General features: G+C 67.3%; 17 protein-coding genes and 1 riboswitch. Of the genes, 10 read left to right on the top strand and 7 right to left on the bottom strand.

The annotated features are described in order from the left end of the window. The first annotated feature begins 87 nt into the window (after positions 1-87). Complete coding sequence (locus tag CA234_RS02810; protein ID WP_241213213.1) at positions 88-2997, top strand: TonB-dependent receptor; 2910 nt, start codon at positions 88-90, stop codon at positions 2995-2997. A 109-nt stretch (positions 2998-3106) separates the two neighbouring features. On the opposite strand, the gene CA234_RS02805 is transcribed toward CA234_RS02810, so the two are convergent. Together CA234_RS02805 and CA234_RS02800 are read right to left on the bottom strand one after the other, a co-directional pair. Then, complete coding sequence (locus tag CA234_RS02805; protein WP_126000800.1) at positions 3107-3862, bottom strand: molybdopterin-binding protein; 756 nt, start codon at positions 3860-3862, stop codon at positions 3107-3109. Beyond that, positions 3862-4365, bottom strand: a complete 504-nt coding sequence (locus CA234_RS02800) for a GFA family protein (RefSeq protein ID WP_125972727.1) — start codon at positions 4363-4365, stop codon at positions 3862-3864. The genes CA234_RS02805 and CA234_RS02800 overlap by 1 nt, the downstream gene beginning before the upstream one ends. 55 nt (positions 4366-4420) lie before the next feature. Here CA234_RS02800 and map point away from each other — a divergent pair, with 55 nt between their 5' ends. Together map and CA234_RS02790 are read left to right on the top strand one after the other, a co-directional pair. Then, entirely contained in the window at positions 4421-5245 is an 825-nt protein-coding gene (map, locus tag CA234_RS02795) for a type I methionyl aminopeptidase (RefSeq protein ID WP_126000799.1), read from the top strand. A 179-nt stretch (positions 5246-5424) separates the two neighbouring features. Then, positions 5425-5535, top strand: a riboswitch (SAM-I-IV-variant riboswitch). Positions 5536-5586: 51 nt separating this feature from the next. Then, positions 5587-6639, top strand: coding sequence for a low specificity L-threonine aldolase (locus CA234_RS02790; protein ID WP_126000798.1), 1053 nt, complete (start codon positions 5587-5589; stop codon positions 6637-6639). Between the two features lie 170 nt (positions 6640-6809). Here the strand turns inward: CA234_RS02790 and CA234_RS02785 are convergent, their stop codons facing one another. Together CA234_RS02785 and CA234_RS02780 are read right to left on the bottom strand one after the other, a co-directional pair. Beyond that, on the bottom strand, positions 6810-7625 hold the full coding sequence (locus CA234_RS02785; RefSeq protein WP_125972733.1) for a ferredoxin--NADP reductase: 816 nt from the start codon (positions 7623-7625) through the stop codon (positions 6810-6812). A 127-nt stretch (positions 7626-7752) separates the two neighbouring features. Continuing rightward, complete coding sequence (locus CA234_RS02780; protein WP_125972735.1) at positions 7753-7992, bottom strand: hypothetical protein; 240 nt, start codon at positions 7990-7992, stop codon at positions 7753-7755. A 167-nt stretch (positions 7993-8159) separates the two neighbouring features. Here CA234_RS02780 and CA234_RS25125 point away from each other — a divergent pair, with 167 nt between their 5' ends. The 5 genes from CA234_RS25125 (at position 8160) to CA234_RS02755 (ending at position 15119) form a co-directional block, all read left to right on the top strand. Further along, positions 8160-9467 (top strand): methyl-accepting chemotaxis protein, encoded by a 1308-nt coding sequence (locus CA234_RS25125; RefSeq protein WP_125972737.1) that lies wholly within the window; start codon positions 8160-8162, stop codon positions 9465-9467. A gap of 167 nt (positions 9468-9634) precedes the next feature. Continuing rightward, positions 9635-9973, top strand: coding sequence for a P-II family nitrogen regulator (locus CA234_RS02770; RefSeq protein WP_010544265.1), 339 nt, complete (start codon positions 9635-9637; stop codon positions 9971-9973). A 92-nt stretch (positions 9974-10065) separates the two neighbouring features. Further along, positions 10066-11478, top strand: a complete 1413-nt coding sequence (gene glnA, locus CA234_RS02765; RefSeq protein ID WP_125972739.1) for a type I glutamate--ammonia ligase — start codon at positions 10066-10068, stop codon at positions 11476-11478. 315 nt (positions 11479-11793) lie between these two features. Further along, entirely contained in the window at positions 11794-12957 is a 1164-nt protein-coding gene (locus CA234_RS02760) for an NF038132 family protein (protein ID WP_125972741.1), read from the top strand. A 134-nt stretch (positions 12958-13091) separates the two neighbouring features. Then, positions 13092-15119, top strand: coding sequence for a M13 family metallopeptidase (locus tag CA234_RS02755; RefSeq protein ID WP_126000797.1), 2028 nt, complete (start codon positions 13092-13094; stop codon positions 15117-15119). A 30-nt stretch (positions 15120-15149) separates the two neighbouring features. On the opposite strand, the gene CA234_RS02750 is transcribed toward CA234_RS02755, so the two are convergent. Together CA234_RS02750 and CA234_RS02745 are read right to left on the bottom strand one after the other, a co-directional pair. After that, positions 15150-15770 (bottom strand): 50S ribosomal protein L11 methyltransferase, encoded by a 621-nt coding sequence (locus CA234_RS02750; protein WP_125972745.1) that lies wholly within the window; start codon positions 15768-15770, stop codon positions 15150-15152. Next, positions 15767-16372: a S24 family peptidase gene (locus tag CA234_RS02745; RefSeq protein WP_241213200.1), complete on the bottom strand. Its 606-nt coding sequence runs from the start codon at positions 16370-16372 to the stop codon at positions 15767-15769. Before CA234_RS02745 ends, CA234_RS02750 begins: the two co-directional genes overlap by 4 nt. Positions 16373-16472: 100 nt before the next feature. Between CA234_RS02745 and CA234_RS02740 the strand changes: the two genes are divergently transcribed. Both CA234_RS02740 and CA234_RS02735 read left to right on the top strand, forming a co-directional pair. Next, entirely contained in the window at positions 16473-16703 is a 231-nt protein-coding gene (locus tag CA234_RS02740) for a hypothetical protein (protein WP_346962879.1), read from the top strand. Next, the gene (locus CA234_RS02735; RefSeq protein ID WP_241213199.1) at positions 16646-16972 is read left to right on the top strand and encodes a hypothetical protein; all 327 of its coding nucleotides are present in this window, start codon (positions 16646-16648) and stop codon (positions 16970-16972) included. Before CA234_RS02740 ends, CA234_RS02735 begins: the two co-directional genes overlap by 58 nt. A gap of 7 nt (positions 16973-16979) precedes the next feature. On the opposite strand, the gene CA234_RS02730 is transcribed toward CA234_RS02735, so the two are convergent. Further along, entirely contained in the window at positions 16980-17678 is a 699-nt protein-coding gene (locus CA234_RS02730; RefSeq protein WP_125972749.1) for a hypothetical protein, read from the bottom strand. Positions 17679-17709 lie beyond the last annotated feature (31 nt).

The following is a 17709-nucleotide window of genomic DNA, read 5'->3' as shown; positions in this document are numbered from 1 at the left end:
AGCTTCTTTACATCTTGGTTACAGCGGCTCATGCGCCGCCACAGTGTCGTCGCCAGCAGCGCTGTCGACACCATCTAGGGAGAGCGCGTGCCCCTCCGCGCCGGCACGGTGCTGGCAGGAATGGGCGCCGTGGCGTTTTTCGCCGCGCCCGCATTTGCACAGGACCAGAATGGCGCGGCCGATGCCGCCCAGCAGGGTGCCGGCACCGAAATCGTCGTGACCGGCTCGCGTATCGCGCGTCCCGACCTCCAGTCGTCGACCCCGGTCGCCGTCGTCAGCGCGGAGCGCATCGAGCAGACCGGTGCGTCGAACATCCAGGACGTGCTCGCCACGCTGCCGTCTGTCGGCCAGAATGTCAGCCGCACCAGCTCGAACTTCTCGAACACCGGCAACGGCACCGCGACGGTGAACCTGCGCAATCTCGGCTCGTCGCGCACCCTGGTGCTGATCGACGGCCGTCGTACGCTGGGCATCGCCGGCAGCCCGGCGGTCGACGTCAACAACATCCCGACCGATCTGGTCCAGCGCGTCGAAGTCGTCACCGGCGGCGCCTCGGCCGTCTATGGTTCGGAAGCGATCGCGGGCGTGGTCAACTTCGTCCTCAAGAACGACTTCCAGGGCCTGCGCGTCCGTGCGCAGAACACGCTGTCGGACAAGGGCGACGCAGCCCGCCAGTATGTCTCGATCACCGGTGGCCAGAACTTCGGCGGCGGCCGTGGCAACGTGACCGCGAACTTCAGCTACGACAATGATCACGGCCTGTACTCGCGTGATCGCAGCTTCTCCGCGCGCGACCTCCCGAACCGCAGTGCCTATGCCTCGCAGGGCGTGTTCGACGTCAGTGGGCCGAATCAGCAGTCCTTCACGCCGAACAGCCCCAGCACCTTCACCTTTGGTCCGGGCAACAACCTCAAGGGGTACCAGGGTCCGAACATCGACGGGTATAATCGAAACGGGGATCGCCTCTTGTCGGTGCCGGTCGAACGCTACCAGGGCGCAGTGCTGGCGCACTATGACTTCTCCGATGCCTTCAAGCTTTATGCGCAGGGCCAGTACAGCCGCACCAACTCGAACGCCTCGCTTGAGCCCGCAGCCATCTCGAACACCGGCCCGAGCGCGGCGCTGAACTTCGATGGCTCTGCTTATGCCGGCATCCCGATCAGCAGCCCCTATGTGCCGGCTGCGATCCGCGCCGCCGCCATCGCGAACGGTGTGGACACGATCCAGTTCCTTCGTCGTTCGAACGACATTTTCAGCCGCAGCAACAAGAACGAGCGCGATTTCTATCGCGGCGTGCTCGGCGCGAAGGGGCAGTTCACTGCCGGCACCAACTGGTCGTATGACATCTATTACGAGCACTCGGAAAGCCGCGACCACACCACCGCCCAGTCGATCTACACGCCCAACTACGGTGCGGCGCTGAGCAATGAGATCGGCCCCGACGGCCAGGTGCGCTGCTCGGATACTGCGGCGCGTGCGGCGGGCTGCGTGCCGATCAACATCTTCGGCGCCAACACCGTCACGGCGGCAGCCGCGCAGTTCCTGCAGAAGTATACCGGCCCGACCCGCAACGTGACGCTCGTCGACGGCGGCACCGTGCAGTTGGTCAACGGCACCAACGTTGCCTATGACTATCTGGCGAAGGTCAACCAGGACGTCGTGTCCGGCAGCATCAACGGCGACCTGTTCTCGCTGTGGGGCGGCCCGGTCGCACTGTCGTTCGGCGGCGAATATCGCCACGAAAAGAGCACCGAGACCTTCGACCCGTTCACCCAGGCGGGCCTGAGCGCGGGCAACCAGATCACCAACACCCGCGGCAGCTTCAACGTCAAGGAAGGCTTCGTCGAAGTCGTCGCCCCGATCGTGGAAGACCGCCCGGGCCTGAAGTATCTGGGCCTGGAAGGTGCCGCGCGCTACGCCGACTATTCGACCGTCGTCGGCGTGTGGAGCTTCAAGGGCGGCGCGACCTTTGCACCGACTTCGGACATCCGCTTCCGCGGTGTCTACTCGCGCGCAACCCGTGCACCGAACATCGGTGAACTGTACGCATCGATCAGCCAGACCTTCCCTTCGGTCAACGATCCTTGCGACCAGGGCACGAACGAGAGCGACAAGATCCCCGCAGCTTGTGCGAACGTACCGGGTCGCGCGAACACCATCGCCAGCCGCGGATCGTTCACCTATTCGACGGCACAGATCCAGTCGATCGACGGCCTGCTCGGCGGCAACCGAAACCTGCGCGAAGAGACCGCCGATACCTTCACCGCGGGTGCCGTGATAACGCCGACGTTCTTCAAGAACTTCAGCATGACCGTCGACTACTACACCATCAAGGTGAAGAACGCGATCGGCATCATCGGCCAGCAGGTCTCGGCGGACGAATGCCTTGCCACCGGAAACGCCCAGTTCTGCAACAACGTGATCCGTGACAGCAACGGCTTCATCACGCGCGTCAACGCCATCAACTTCAACACCGGTTCGTACCTGGTGTCGGGGATTGACGTCGAAGCGCGCTACGCAGTGCCGGTCGGCGCCTCGCGCTTCGACTTCGACGTGATGTACAACCATCGCTTCAAGCAGCAGCAGACGCCGTTCCCGGGCGCCGCGCCGCAGAACGAGCTGGGCCAGGCCGATTGCTATAGCTGCGGCCGTCTCGGTTCGGGCTTCAAGGGCAAGGGCGTGGCCAATGTCACGTTCAGCGCCCCGAAGTTCCAGCTGAACTACCGCCTAGACTATATGGGCCCGCTGGTCGACAACCTCGCCAGCGCCAACCCGCAGCGCATCTCGGCCTATTTCTACCACAATCTGCAGGGCAAGGTGATGGTCGGCGGCAAGCAGCAGATGGAGCTGTATGCCGGCGTCAACAACCTGCTCGACACCAAGCCGCCGGTGTTCGGCGACACCAACCAGGTGACCTTCCCGGGCACGCAGACGGTGGCGAACACCTACGACCTGTACGGCCGCATGCTGTACGTCGGCGCGACCTTCAAGTTCTGATCACGCCCGCCAAGGGCAGGATGGAATGGGAGCGGCACTCTTCGGAGTGCCGCTCTTTTTTTGTGGAGATTGTCGGCGGTCGCGGCGCCCCGCGTAACGCAGCCGACAATCAGATCCCGCCGTCGACCGCCTCGAAGCCGCGCGCTTCCAGCCCGTCGACGAGAACGGCCGTCACGCAGTCGACCTGCGCCGCATCGGTTGCGCGCACCACGAAATTGGCGCCGACGCACCCCTCGCGGAAAAAGGGATAGCTGCCGATCGACACGCCGTCGTGCGCACGCTCGGTCTCGCCGAGCAGGTCGGCGATCTCGCTCTCCGCCACCCAGCAGCCGATCGTGCGCGATACGACGGGCAGGCCGCCTTCCAGCGTGCCGGTCAGTGCGTCGAGCATCCCCGCGGCAATATGCGGCACGCCCGCCAGGATGAAGATATTGCCCCAGCGGATCCCCGGCGCGCCCGACATTCGGTTGACGATCAGATCGGCACCGTCGGGCACCCGCGCCATCCGCAGCCGTGCCTCGGTCAGCCCGCCCTTGCTGGCGTAATAGTCGGCGAGGGCCGCACGTGCCTCGGCATGCACCACCACCCGCACGCCCAGCGCCGCAGCGATCGCATCGACGGTGATGTCGTCATGGGTCGGGCCGATGCCGCCGGTGGTGAAGCAGTAATCGTTGCGGGCGCGCAGCACGTTCACCGCCTCGACGATCGCCGCCTGCTGATCCGGCACCACCCGCACCTCGGCGAGGCGGATGCCTTGCGCGTTCAGCCAGGTGGCGAGTTGCGCGATATTCTTGTCCTGGGTGCGGCCCGACAGGATTTCGTCGCCGATCACCACCAGGGCGGCGGTCCAGATCCGCGGCGCCATCAGAGACCCGCCGCCCGCTTGCGCTCGGCCAGCGCGCGCATCCGGGCCAGCCGATCGGGCGGCAGGACCGTCGCCGGATCATAGGCGGCCTCGAACTGCGGCACGCCGTCGGGGAGGGTCACCCAGGGCATGCGATCCGCGGTGAAGATGGCCGCATCGGGCCGGAGGCGCGCCGGCTCGTCGAGCGTCGCGACGCGCACCCCGGCGCCCAGCCGGCCCAGCCGCGGGTAGAAGCTCCACAGCGCGGTGCCGCAGGCCGCGCAGCGGACGATCTCGTGCGGGCCGCCGGAGCCTGCCTTCACGACATGGCTGCTGGTCTCGCCCGCAAGCAACTCCAGCTTCTCGGTTTCGATGAACAGGTTGACCACGCTTGTCGAGCCGGTCTGGCGCTGGCAGAGCGTGCAGTAGCAATTGTTGACGAGGATCGGATCGGCGGCCACGCGGTAGCGCACCTCGCCGCAAGCACACCCGCCTTCCAGCCACGCCGCGCTCGATTCCTGCATCCGCATCCTCCCATGCCCCCTCGCCCTTTGCGCCCGGGTCTCCTATATCGCAAGCATGACCGAATATGTGAACGTGACGGCGGACATGCAGCAGGCGCGCAGCCATGCGATCAAGCTCCATGGCCCGGAAGGCTTCGACGGCATGCGCAAGGCCGGCCGCCTCGCCGCCGAGATTCTCGACGCGCTGGTGCCGCACGTCGTGCCCGGCGTGACCACGCAGGAGCTGGACGATATCGTCCGCACGATGACCATCGCCGGCGGCGGCGTGCCAGCGACGCTCGGCTATCGCGGCTACACGCACAGCTGCTGCATCTCGATCAACCATGTCGTCTGCCACGGCATACCGGGCGACCGCGTCCTGAAGGACGGCGACATCGTCAACATCGATGTGACCCCACTGCTCGGCGGCTGGCATGGCGATACCAGCCGCATGTATCTGGTCGGCGACGTGCCGATCAAGGCGCGCAGGCTGGTCGACGTGACCTATGAGTGCCTGATGCTCGGCATCGAGCAGGCCAAGCCGGGCAACCATCTGGGCGACATCAGCCACGCCATCCAGCGCCACGCCGAGAAGCACCGCTACGGCGTGGTGCGCGATTTTTGCGGGCACGGCCTCGGCCAAGTATTCCATGACGCGCCCGAGGTGGTCCATGTCGGCCGCCCCGGCACTGGCCCCGAGCTGCGCCCCGGCATGTTCTTCACGATCGAGCCGATGATCAACATCGGCCGCCCGGACGTGAAGCTGCTCGACGACGGCTGGACCGCGGTAACGCGCGACCGCTCGCTCTCGGCGCAGTTCGAGCATTCCATCGGCATCACCGAAACCGGCTGCGAGATCTTCACGACCAGCCCCAAGGGCCTGCACCAGCCGCCCTACTGAGGCGTCCCGCGCTAACGGCAAGCGCTCCCCTCCCGCTTACGTGAGGGGTCGGGGGAGGGGATGAGCGGGTCGCTTGAGGCGTCATCTGGCTGGAACCTCCACGTCAGCCCCTCCCGCAAGCGGGAGGGGAATTGGCTCGCAACAATCTTGCGCCCGCCAGCAACTTCCGCTATCCGCCTCGCCAGCATCAAGAGTCGGGCCGACGCCCGGCACCAACCTGCCCCGTGCAAGGTGGTGCCTCCATGGCAAGTGGAGGGATGTGGCCGAACCCGGCAACACGGTGTCCACGCCACATTTCCCGCCGTCGCCCGCCTCCTGGAACAGGAAGAAGGCAGTAGAGCGTGACGACCGAAGCCCAGCAATTCGCCAGCGATAATTATGCCGGAATCTGCCCCGAAGCCTGGGCAGCGATGGAAGCCGCCAACACCGGCCACGCGCCGGCTTATGGCGACGATCGCTGGACCCACACCGCCGCGGACGCTTTCCGGACGCTGTTCGAAACCGAATGCGAAGTGTTCTTCGCGTTCAACGGCACTGCGGCGAATTCGCTGGCACTCGCGGCGCTCTGCCAATCCTATCACAGCGTGATCTGCTCGGCCGCCGCGCATGTCGAGACCGACGAGTGCGGCGCGCCCGAATTCTTCTCCAACGGCTCCAAGCTGCTCGTCGCGCAGGGCGAAGACGGCAAGCTGACCCCCGCCGCGGTGCGCGCGGTGGCGACCAGCCGTTCCGACATCCACTTCCCCAAGCCCCGCGTGGTGACGATCACCCAGCCGACCGAGACCGGACAGGTCTACACCGTGGACGAAGTGCAGGCGCTTTCGGCGGTGTGCCGGGAGCTGGGCCTGAAGCTGCACATGGACGGCGCGCGTTTCGCCCATGCCGTGGCGACGCTTGGCTGCGATCCGGCGGACATCACCTGGCGCGCCGGCGTCGACGTGCTCTGCTTCGGCGGCACCAAGAACGGCATGGCGATCGGGGAAGCAGTGCTGTTCTTTGACCGCGCGCTGGCGCAGGACTTCGATTATCGCTGCAAGCAGGCCGGGCAGCTCGCCTCCAAGATGCGGTTCCTGGCCGCCCCCTGGGTGGGGATGCTGGAGAACGGCGCCTGGCTGCGCAATGCGCGCCATGCCAATACCTGCGCGCAGCGGCTCGCGGGGCAGATCCAGGGGTTGCCGGGCGTCGAGCTGATGTTCCCGGTGGAAGCCAACGGCGTGTTCGTCCGGGCTCCGGAGGCGGTGCTGGAGGGACTGCGCGCGCGGGGCTGGCGCTTCTACACCTTCATCGGCGGCGGGGCGCGGTTCATGTTTGCCTGGGATGCCGATCCGGGGCGGGTGGACCAGCTTGCCGCCGATATCCGCGCGGTCAGCGGCGAGACTGCCCTCGCCGCCTGAGTGTTTCCTCCCTCGGAGCGCAGCTCCGGGGGAGGGGGACCATTTGCGCCAGCAAATGGTGGAAGGGGCTTGCCACGACGGGAGGGTTTTCCCCCTCCACCACCGCCTTCGGCGGCGGTTCCCCTCCCGGCGTCGCCGAGGGAGGAGACGCTCGTTGAAGCGGCAAGGCCTCAGCCGACGAAGGCGCGCTCGATCACGAAATCGCCGGGCGCGTTGTTCGAGCCTTCCTTGAAGCCCTTGCCTTCGAGCAGCGTGGCGAAATCGCGGATCATGTCCATCGATCCGCACAGCATCACGCGGTCGGTCTCCGGGTGCAGCACCGGGTCGCCCGGCACGCCTTCGAACAGCTTGCCGTTCTCGAGCAGCGCGCCGATCCGCTCGCTGGTGTGGAACGGCTCGCGGGTGACGGTAGGCACATAGTGGAACTGCGCTGCGGCCTGCTCGCCGATCAGCGGATCCTCGGCCAGCTTGGCGGCGAGTTCGTCGTGATAGGCAAGGTCGCTCACCCGGCGCACGCTGTGCACCGCGATCACCTGCTCGAAGCGCTCGTAGATCTCGGGATCGCGCGCGACGCTGAGGAACGGCGCCAGCCCGGTGCCAGTGGAAAGCAGGAACAGCCGGCGGCCCGGCAGCAACGCGTCGGCGACCAGCGTGCCGGTCGACTTCTTGCCGAGATAGATGTCGTCGCCCGGCACGATCTTCTGCAGCTTGGAGGTCAGCGGACCGTCCTGCACCTTGATCGACAGGAATTCGAGCTCCTCCGCCCAGGACGGGCTGGCGACCGAATAGGCGCGCATCAGAGGCTTGCCGCCCTCGCCTTCCAGCCCGATCATCACGAACTCGCCCGAGCGGAAGCGGAAGCTGGCCGGCCGCTCGATCGCGAAGCTGAACAGATGCTCATTCCAGTGGCGGACCCACAGCACCTTGGCGGTGGCGAAGGCGGGATGTTCGGGGAGCAGCGCTGGCGCGCGCGTGTCGACGGTCATGAAAGCGGGTCCTCGTAACGCTCTGGTCGGCCCGGCCGCCCGCATGGCAGTACCGGGATTGAAATAATGAAAGGCGGCCCTCTGCCACCAGAAGCCGCCCACGTCCAGAAAGTAGCGCTTCGGGGCGCTAAACGCCGTGTGCGAAGGGCACGCCGGTCGACCAATGCCGCAGCAACGCCATCGTGTCCTCGGCGGTCAGCGTCTCGCCTCCCGTCTCGATCCAGCAGTCGCCGCGCTGCTCGGGCTGTACCGCCGAAAGGCCATGCGCCAGCAGCACCAGCGAGCCCCGCGCCACCACCACCGATCGCGCACCGGCCGACGCCATGCCGTCGGCGATCCGCCGCCGCAATTCGGCTGGTGCATTCATCGGCGGCGACCGCATCGAAGCTTCCCCTGTCCAGCACGTGATCGTTTGCCGGTTAACGTTCACGGGCAGCTACAGCCGCAAAGGTGCGAAGATTTCATGGGGGAATGTCGTAAACCTGTCATCAAACACTAATCGCTCGTTTACCGCCTTGCCGTACCGGGGCGGCGATGCTCGACATGCCCGCCCATCTCCGCTTCCTCTTCGCGTGGCTTACCGAGGCCGAACGCGCGCCGCCCTGGCTGACGCTGGAGACGCCGCTCGGCGAGGCGGTGCGCTGCTTCCAGGACGATCCGACGCTCCGGCTGCTGCCGGTGCTCGATGCCCGCCACCAGCCGCTGGGCGCGGTGTTCGAGAAGGACGTGCGCCGGCTGCTGCTCAATCCCTATGGCCACGCGCTGTTGCGCAACCCGGCCTATGGGCGACGGCTGGAATCGATGGTCCGCCCCTGCCCCGTCGCCGACTATGCCCAGTCGCCCCGCGCGCTGGTCGACGCCTATTCGGCCGCCGACGGGCAGGAAGGCATGATCCTCACCCGCGGCGGCCAGCTGTTCGCCGCGATCAGCAACCGTCGCATCATCCAGCTCGCCGCCGAGGACCGGGTGCGCGAGGCCGCCGAGCAGACCGCCCGCGCCCGCCACATCGAAGCGGCGAGCGAGCGGATCGAGGCCGAGGTCGGCGCGATGGCTGGGCAGCTGCGCGACCTTGCCGGAACGCTGCGCTCCAGCGCCGCCGCCACGGTTGAGCGTGCGAGCGCCAACAGCGCGTCGGCGACCGCACTTGCCGCCGCCGTCGCACAGAGCCACGACAATCTCGCCGCGATCGCCCGGGAATCCGAAGCGCTGGCGGCGACGCTCGACGCCATCGGCCGCGACACGGTCACCGCGCGCGCCTCGGCCGCCGAAGCCGTGGCGCTGGTCGACGACAGCCGGCTGGGCACCGCCGAGCTCGACGCCTTTGCCGAGAATGTCGGCGCGGTCACCGCCACGATCGGCGAGATCGCCGGGCAGGTGAACCTGCTCGCCCTCAACGCCGCGATCGAGGCGGCACGGGCCGGCGAAGCGGGCCGCGGCTTCACCGTGGTGGCCAACGAAATCAAGGCGCTGGCCAGCCAGGTCCGGCACGCCGCGCAGAGCGTCAGCACCAAGGTCGCCGGCATCCGCGGCGTGGTCGACCGAGTCACCACCAACCATCAGCGGGTCGAGCAGGCGATCACCGGCATTGCCGGCCTGTCCTCCAGCATCGAATGCGCGGTGCGCGACCAGCATCACGCGACCCGCAGCATCGCCCGCAACGTCGCCGAAAGCGTCTCCGGCACCCGTGCGGTGCAAACCGACATCGAACAGGTCCGCGCCGCCGCACAGGCAGCTTCCGGGAACGCGCACGCCATCGCCGATCTCTCCGCCGGCCTGCTCAGCGGTGCGGAGGAACTGTCCGACGAGGTCGACCGCTTCCTGATGGAGGTCCGCGCCGCCTGACCTGCTGCGCGATTGAGCAGCCATTGCCCGATTATCAGGCAGATTCCTGCGCCGAAATCCATTCGGCGCGTGGGGGGCACGCTGGCTATTCCCGTTCTGGCATGCAGGTTGCTACACACCCAGGAATCAGACCTGTCGCGGCCCGAAACCGCTGCCTGGGGGACCATGTGAAAAAGATCGAAGCCATCATCAAGCCGTTCAAGCTGGATGAAGTGAAGGAGGCGCTGCACGAGGTGGGCGTCTCGGGGATCACCGTCACCGAAGCCAAGGGCTTCGGCCGCCAGAAGGGCCATACCGAGCTCTATCGCGGCGCCGAATATGTCGTGGACTTCCTGCCCAAGGTGAAGCTGGAAGTGGTGGTGGAAGACACGCTGGCCGAGCGCGTCGTCGAGGCGATCGCCGCTGCCGCGCAGACCGGCCGGATCGGCGACGGCAAGATCTTCGTGATCCCCGTCGAGACGGCGCTGCGCATCCGCACCGGGGAGCGGAACGAAAACGCCGTTTGACGTGGCGTAAAGCGGCGGCGATGAGGCCGGCGCACGAGAAATTTTATTGCCCGATTCGTCGGGCAGACGAAAGAGAGCGAAAGGGCATTACGATGGCGAATTCGGCCAGTGACATCCTGAAGATGGTGAAGGACCAGGAGATCGAGTGGATCGACCTGCGCTTCACCGATCCCAAGGGCAAGTGGCAGCACCTGACCATGGTCGCGTCGGTCCTCGGCGAGGACGAGCTGACCGACGGCCTGATGTTCGACGGTTCGTCAATCGAGGGCTGGAAGGCGATCAACGAGTCCGACATGATCCTGAAGCCGGATCTGGACGCGGTGTGGGTCGATCCGTTCTCAGCCACCCCGATGCTGATCCTGGTGTGCGACATCGTCGAGCCCTCGACCGGCGAGCTCTATGCACGCGATCCGCGCTCGACCGCGAAGCGCGCCGAGGCGTATCTGAAGACCACCGGCATCGGCGATACCATCTATGTCGGCCCCGAAGCCGAGTTCTTTATGTTCGATGACGTGCGGTTCGAGAACAGCTACTCGACCAGCTACTACAAGATCGACGACATCGAGCTGCCGGGCAATTCGGGCCGCGAGTATGAAGCCGGCAACCTCGGCCACCGTCCGCGCGCCAAGGGCGGCTATTTCCCCGTCGCGCCGGTCGACAGCGCCGTCGACATCCGCGGCGAGATGGTTTCGACCATGCTCGAAATGGGCCTGCCGTGCGACAAGCACCATCACGAAGTCGCCGCCGCGCAGCACGAGCTGGGCCTGACCTTCGGCACGCTGGTGACCACCGCCGATCGCATGCAGATCTACAAGTATGTCGTGCACCAGGTCGCCCAGGCCTATGGCAAGACCGCGACCTTCATGCCGAAGCCGATCAAGGAAGATAACGGCTCGGGCATGCACACCCACATGTCGATCTGGGAAAAGGGCCAGCCCCTGTTCGCCGGCAACGGCTATGCGGGCCTCTCCGAGACCTGCCTCTACTTCATCGGCGGCGTGATCAAGCACGCCAAGGCGCTCAACGCCTTCACCAACCCGTCGACCAACAGCTACAAGCGCCTGGTCCCGGGCTACGAGGCGCCGGTGCTGCTCGCCTATTCGAGCCGCAACCGCTCGGCCTCGTGCCGCATCCCGTACGGCACCGGCAGCAAGGCAAAGCGTGTCGAGTTCCGCTTCCCGGACGCGCTGGCCAACCCGTATCTCTGCTATTCGGCGCTGCTGATGGCCGGTCTGGACGGCATCCAGAACAAGATCCACCCGGGCGACCCGATGGACAAGAACCTGTACGATCTGCCCCCGGCCGAGCTGGCCGAAGTGCCGACCGTGTGCGGTTCGCTCCGCGAGGCGCTGGACAGCCTGGAGGCCGATTTCGACTTCCTGTTGAAGGGCGACGTGTTCTCGAAGGACCAGATCGAGGCCTATATCGAGATCAAGCGCGCCGAGGTGGCCCGTTGGGAAATGACCCCGAGCCCCGTCGAGTACGACATGTACTATTCGAGCTGATCCTTCGCGATCGGCTGAAAAAGGGGCGTCCGGAGCGATCCGGGCGCCCTTTTCGTTTGCCGCCCCGACGGTGCTTTCGATGCCGCCGAAGTGGCGGCTTCGCCAATGATGCCGCGCGTGACAAATCAGCGCGCTGCCAGAACAAGTCGAATAACAATATCCGGACCGAACCTAGTCAGGGCAGATCCTGCCACAACCGATAGCAACACCGCCGTATCTGGAATATCTTCGCATGGGGGTATTAAACTCATAGAATAGATGTGGAGAGACCTGATGCGGCATTGGAAATGCGCATGGATTGCGCCAGCGCTCGTGATGGTATCGGCGCCTTTCACGGCGCGGGCGGATACCTGCATCGGCAATTGCGGCACCGCCAGCGCGGCGGACGGCGTCGTCACCGCGCCGCCCGGTGGCGCGACCAGTTGGAGCTGGGTGTCGACCTATCTCGGCCAGCAGGGCGCCGCCAAGATCACCGGCTATAGCAGCGCCTCCACCAACGGCTCCGAGCTACGCTCGTCGGCGTTCGCAGCGCGGGTCGGGGACAAGGTGTCCTTCTACTTCAACTACGTCACCTCCGACGGGGGAGGCTTCGCCGACTATGCCTTCGCGCAACTGCTCACCGCCGGCGCCACCGACGACAGCTTGGCGGTCAACCTGTTCACCGCCCGCACCAAGCCGAGCGGGACGATCGTGCCCGGCCAGAGCATGCCCGCGGTGAACGCGGTGCTGACCCCTTCGGTCGTCCCGATCATCGGCGGCGGGCCGATCTGGACCCCGCTCGGCCCCAGCAGCGGCGACTGTTACGACGTCGGCTGCGGCTATACCGGCTGGATCAAGTCGGAATATACCATCACGACGGCCGGCAATTACCAGCTGCGCTTCGGGGCGGCAAACTGGTCCGACTCCGCGCTCGACAGCGGCATGGCGTTCACCGGCGTGTTCGTGAACGGTACGCAAACCGGCAGCTCGCCCTCCAACCCCTTTCAGCCGAGCGTACCCCAAGACCCCGTCACCAAGGCGTTCACCTTCGATTTCGTCGCAACGCCCGCCACGCCGATCTTCATCGATCCGGACTATGCCACCGGCTATATCTACAACGTGCTTTCCGGGCCGAACATCACCAGCGCGCTCTTTCCCACGGTTCCCGGCGACGTGGACGGCTATGACGTCTACGGGTTGAACGATGTGCTTCTGGCGCACGGCGTCTACAGCTTCGATTTCACCACGCTGTTCGCGGGGGGCGTCACCGGGTTCAAGCTGAAGGGCATCGACCTGACCGCCGCGCTCGACCCCACCGATGGAGGCGCCTTCGTCACCGGGCTCACCTTCATCGCCGGCGGCGCGGTGACGATGACCCAGACACCGATCATCACCACCACCGGCGTGCCCGAGCCTGCAGGCTGGGCGACGATGATACTGGGCTTCGGGCTGGCCGGCCATGGGTTGCGGCGGCGCCGCGCGAGCCCGGCGACCGCCTGATTCCTGCGCACCGATCGGGCCAGGCACCGCCGGGCGTGCCTATCCCGATCGGGCATGCGCCGCATGTGCCGGGAGAATTGAGTCGCCCCCTCGACCCTGGTAGCGGGATAGATCACTTCGAGGACACCCGATTCATGCGCCTCCCGCGTCTCGCAGCCCTGCTGCTCGGTACTTCCCTGCTCGCATCCCCCGCCCTCGCCCAGACCGCCGCAACGGCCAAATATGGCGCCTGGGGCGTCGATCTCACCACCATGGATCGCGGCGTGAAGCCAGGCGACGATTTCTACGCCTATGCGCTGGGCAGCTGGCTGCGCGATGCGCCGATCCCGGCCGACAAGGCGCGGATCGGCTATAATTACGACCTGCCCGACGAGACCGAGATCGAGGTGCGCACGCTGATCGAGGACGCCGGCCCCTCGCCCAGCGATCCGGTGCTGCGGCAGGTCGCGACCTATTATCACGCCTTCATGGACGAAGCCGGGATCGAGGCGCGCGGCACCGCGCCGCTCAAGCCGTATCTCGCCCGCATCGACGCCGTGCACGATCGCCGCTCGCTGGAACTGCTGATGGCCGACCACGGCTATGCCAGCCCGATCGGCATCGGCATTTCTGCCGATGAGAAGGATCCTACCCGCTACACCGTGATGGCCGGCCAGGCGGGCCTGGGCCTGCCGAGCCGCGACTATTATCTGCTGCCAGGCGAGAAGTACGAGACGATCCGCAAGGCCTACCGCGCCTATATCGTCAAGATCCAGCAGCTGGCCGGCATTGCCGATGCAGAGGCCAAGGCCGACGCGATCCTCGCGCTCGAGACCAGCCTCGCCAAGGACCAGTGGACGCCCGAGGCGCGCCGCGACCCGCAGAAGACCTACAACCCAATGGATCGCGCCCAGCTCGCCAGGCTGGCGCCCCAGTTCGACTGGGATGCGGTGCTCGCCCATCAGGGCCTGGGCAGGATGCCGACCGTGGTGGTGCGCGAGACGACCGCCGTCACCGCCGCCGCCAAGCGGCTGGGCGACGTGCCGCTCGCCACCTGGAAGGACTGGCTGCGCTTCCGCTTCATCAGCGATCATGCCGCGGTGCTGCCCAAGGCGTTCGACGCCGCGCAGTTCGACTTCTACGGCCATACCCTCCGCGACGTGCAGGCGCAGTCGGAGCGCTGGAAGCGCGGCGTCCGCGTCGTCAACGGCGCGCTGGGGGAGGCGATCGGCAAGATCTACGCCGAGCGCCATTGGGGCCCGGCCGCCGAGGCACTCTCGAAGGAACTGGTCGAGGATCTGCGTGTGGCGTACGCCGACAAGATCAAGGCCGCCGCCTGGATGGACGCGCCCACTCGCAAGGAAGCGCTTGCCAAGCTTGCCGCGTTCGATCCGCGCATCGGCCATCCGGACAAGTATATCGACTATGCGTCGATGCCGGTCAGCGCCACCGATCCGCTGGCCAACGATCTCGCCTCGGACGACTTCGAATGGAAGCTGCAGCTGTCGCGGCTCGGCAAGCCGGTCGATCGCACGCTGTGGGAGATGACGCCGCAGACGGTGAACGCCTATTACGACCCGGTGATGAACCAGGTGACCTTCCCGGCCGCCCAGCTCCAGCCGCCCTTTTTCGATCCGGCCGCCGATCCGGCGGTGAACTATGGCGAGACGGGCGCCACGATCGGCCATGAAATGGGCCATGGCTTCGACGACGAGGGCCGCCAGTTCGACGCCAGCGGCAAGCTGCGCGACTGGTGGACGCAGCAGGCCGCCGAACGCTACACCGCGCATGCCCAGGCGCTGGTCAAGCAGTTCGACGCCTATGAGCCGATCCCCGGCGTCCACATCAAGGGCCAGCTGACCCTCGGCGAGAACCTGGCCGATCTGGGCGGGCTCGAAGTCGCCTATGCCGCCTATCGCCGCTATGTCACCCGCCACGGCGAGCCAAAGGTGCTGGACGGCCTCACCGGGGACCAGCGCTTCTTCCTCGCTTATGCCGCCAGCTGGCAGGGCAAGGCCCGCGAAGGCGCGGTGCGGGCACAGCTGCTCTCCGATCCGCACAGCCCGGACAAGTATCGCGTCAACGGCATCGTCCGGAACATGGACGCCTGGTACACGGCGTTCGGCGTGAAGCCGAGCGACGCGTTGTACCTCGCGCCCGCAGCACGCGTGCACGTCTGGTAAGCGAACGCCGGGGGCGCCCTGCGCCCGGCCTCACCCGGCGCGATAGGCGAATACCCCCGCAGGCCTGGCCACGCCGGTTTCGGCGACGTCGTAGCGCGCCAGCAGCGTCAGGCGCTCGATCGGCAGCGGCGACCGCCAGGGGTCGCCGACCAGCACCGTGATGCCGGCCGCCACGCAGCGATCGAGGAAGGCGGTCACGCGTACCGCCACCTCGGGCGCGTAGAACACGTCGCCGACGAGCAACAGCTCGGCCTCGGGGGTCGGGCCGGCGGTGAGGTCCCCAACGATCTCCGCCAGCGTGACCTGATTGAGAGCCGCGTTGAGCGCAATCGCAGCGCGCGCATGCGGGTCGATCTCAGAGGCCGTTACCCTGGCCGCACCCGCGCGCGCGGCGGCGATCCCGAGCAACCCCGATCCCGCGCCGAGATCTAGCACGCGGCGCCCCACCAGCTGCGCCGGATGGTCAAGAACGTACCGCGCCAGCGCCAGCCCGCCGCCCCACCAATAGGCCCAATAGGGCGCCGCATCGCCCAGCCGGCCCACGCCGCTTGCCGGCCCGGCCTTGTGCAGGCGCAGCTCGGGCACGCCAGGTACCGGCACGACCGGCAGATGCTCGCGGATGAACGCGGCGATGTCGTCGTCCTCGCTCACAGCGCCCGCCCGAGCCAGGCGACCCGCCCGACCAGCTGGAAGCGCCCTGCGCGCGCCAGCCGCACCGGATAGGCGGGATTGTCGCTGACCAGCTCGACGCCACCCACCGCCGGGCGTAGCCGCTTGACCAGCAGCTCGCCCTCCACCCGCAGCACGAAGATGCCGCGGGCATCGATCCGGCAGCGATCGCGGTCGACCAGGATCTCGTCGCCATCGTTCAGCGTCGGCGCCATCGAATCGCCTGCCACGCGCACCATCGACGCGGCTTCGGGGCGCACCCCCAGCTGGCGCAGCAGGAATGGCGGAAAGGCGAACGGGGCCTGCACGCTTTCATCCTCCGCCCAGCCGCCGGGGCCGGCCGACGCACCCAGATCGATCCGCGGGACCGTGACCAGCGCCGCCTGCGGCCGGCCGCCCAGCAGTGTCTCGTCGACGCCCAGATACTCCGCCAGCCGTGCCCGGTCGCGCTCGGGCAGTTCGCGCGGCGAACCGCGCATCAGATATTGCTGCAGATAGGCCGGATTGCGCCCGAGTACGCGCGAGAGCGTGGCGAGACGCACCCCCTTGGCGGCCACCAGCTTCGCAAAATTTGCCCGTTGCACATCGGCTTCCATACCCCCTTTCCTACACATAGGATTTTTCCTACGCAAGGTTCAGATGAGAACATATCGTGATCATCCGAGTCGAAGGAGGAGGACATGGGTGTCCTTGCATGGGGAAATCGAAGCGTTCCTGGAACGCACGCGGATGCCGGCGACGCGGTTCGGGCGCTTGGCGGCGGGAGATCCGCGACTGGTCGGCGATCTGCGGCGGGGCCGTGTACCGGGGCCGGCGCTGACGGCCCGCCTGCGCGCGTTCCTCGCCGCCCCGCCGGCATGGAAGCCCGGACGGCGCGGCGGCGCGATGTCGGCGCGCGGCTCGAACGGGCGCTGATCGCGGCGGCGGCCGTGGAGGGCTGCGTGTTGCGGATCGTCGAGGCGAGCTGGGTGCCGTGGGCGAGCGTCACCTTCAGCGGCGCCCGGCATCGGTTGACGCTGGAACTGGACGAAAGCATCGTCGCAAAGGCTTGGCTGGTCGCGCTGCCCGAGCTGGAGCTGCCGATCAGCGGCCATCTCGTCGCGGATCTGCAGGTGACGATGGTGGAGACGGCCGACGGCGTAGTGTGCGCCGGTATCGAGGCGCTGACCGTCGAGGAGTGCTGAGGCGGGGTCAGGCCTGGCGGGCGAGGCTGCGCAGCGCCGCAAGAGCGTCGTCGAGCCCGCGATCGGCCCGCACGCGGCCGCGTACCTGCGACGCCTGGTTGCGGCGGACGACGCCCCGCTCGAGCCGTTCGAGCAGCGCGTGCACCGAGGCGTCGGTCTCAGGCCGGACCAGCCGGTCGCTGGGGTCGCGGCCAGCCGGCGTCCGCTGGCCAGCGCTCGCCGCGCGCTCGCGGCGCGGCGGTACGGGCGGCGGCAGCGGCACGGCCGGGATCGCGGTGGGGTCGAAGGCGGCGAGCGGCTGGTCGAGATCGACGGGCAGGTCGCGCTCCGCGGTTGCACCTTCCTGCTCGACCGGAGCCTTGGGCTGCGCCCAGGCGGGCATATCGAGATCGTAACTGGCGCGCAGCGGCGGGCGCGGCCGGGCATCGGGATGCGCATCGGCGCGGCGGATGACCGGGGTTGGCAGCATGTCCAGGTCGCACGGCGCAGCGGCCACGCGCGAACGGCGTACGCGCCAGCGCGCGGTGAACGCGCCGATCGCAGCGGCAGAAACCGCAAACAGCAGCGTCGGGAGAGCAGCCCCTCGCGGCGTCGCCCCCGCATCGATCATCGGTAGATGCAGCCCTGCCGCCGGCAGCGCGGCCACGGCCAGAGCCGATACGCCGCCGAGCAAAAGGGCGGCAATGGGGACGAGCGGCAGCTTCATGCGTTCACCCGATACGTGTGCGACCACGTGG

This window comes from Sphingomonas sp. ABOLE (genome assembly GCF_003950455.1).
GTDB classification, from domain to species: Bacteria; Pseudomonadota; Alphaproteobacteria; order Sphingomonadales; family Sphingomonadaceae; genus Sphingomonas; species Sphingomonas trueperi.
Note: the sequence above shows the minus strand (reverse complement) of the source record. Positions and strands in the feature narration are given on the sequence as shown.

What these genes read in the sequence shown, in the direction of transcription:
- map (WP_126000799.1), top strand. Translation starts at nt 4,421, where the DNA reads ATGACCGAATATGTGAACGTGACGGCGGACATGCAGCAGGCGCGCAGC.
- CA234_RS02735 (WP_241213199.1), top strand. Translation starts at nt 16,646, where the DNA reads ATGGAAGCCCGGACGGCGCGGCGGCGCGATGTCGGCGCGCGGCTCGAA.
- CA234_RS02805 (WP_126000800.1), bottom strand. Translation starts at nt 3,862, where the DNA reads ATGGCGCCGCGGATCTGGACCGCCGCCCTGGTGGTGATCGGCGACGAA.
- glnA (WP_125972739.1), top strand. Translation starts at nt 10,066, where the DNA reads ATGGCGAATTCGGCCAGTGACATCCTGAAGATGGTGAAGGACCAGGAG.
- CA234_RS25125 (WP_125972737.1), top strand. Translation starts at nt 8,160, where the DNA reads ATGCTCGACATGCCCGCCCATCTCCGCTTCCTCTTCGCGTGGCTTACC.
- CA234_RS02730 (WP_125972749.1), bottom strand. Translation starts at nt 17,678, where the DNA reads ATGAAGCTGCCGCTCGTCCCCATTGCCGCCCTTTTGCTCGGCGGCGTA.
- CA234_RS02760 (WP_125972741.1), top strand. Translation starts at nt 11,794, where the DNA reads ATGGTATCGGCGCCTTTCACGGCGCGGGCGGATACCTGCATCGGCAAT.
- CA234_RS02780 (WP_125972735.1), bottom strand. Translation starts at nt 7,992, where the DNA reads ATGAATGCACCAGCCGAATTGCGGCGGCGGATCGCCGACGGCATGGCG.
- CA234_RS02800 (WP_125972727.1), bottom strand. Translation starts at nt 4,365, where the DNA reads ATGCAGGAATCGAGCGCGGCGTGGCTGGAAGGCGGGTGTGCTTGCGGC.
- CA234_RS02785 (WP_125972733.1), bottom strand. Translation starts at nt 7,625, where the DNA reads ATGACCGTCGACACGCGCGCGCCAGCGCTGCTCCCCGAACATCCCGCC.
- CA234_RS02755 (WP_126000797.1), top strand. Translation starts at nt 13,092, where the DNA reads ATGCGCCTCCCGCGTCTCGCAGCCCTGCTGCTCGGTACTTCCCTGCTC.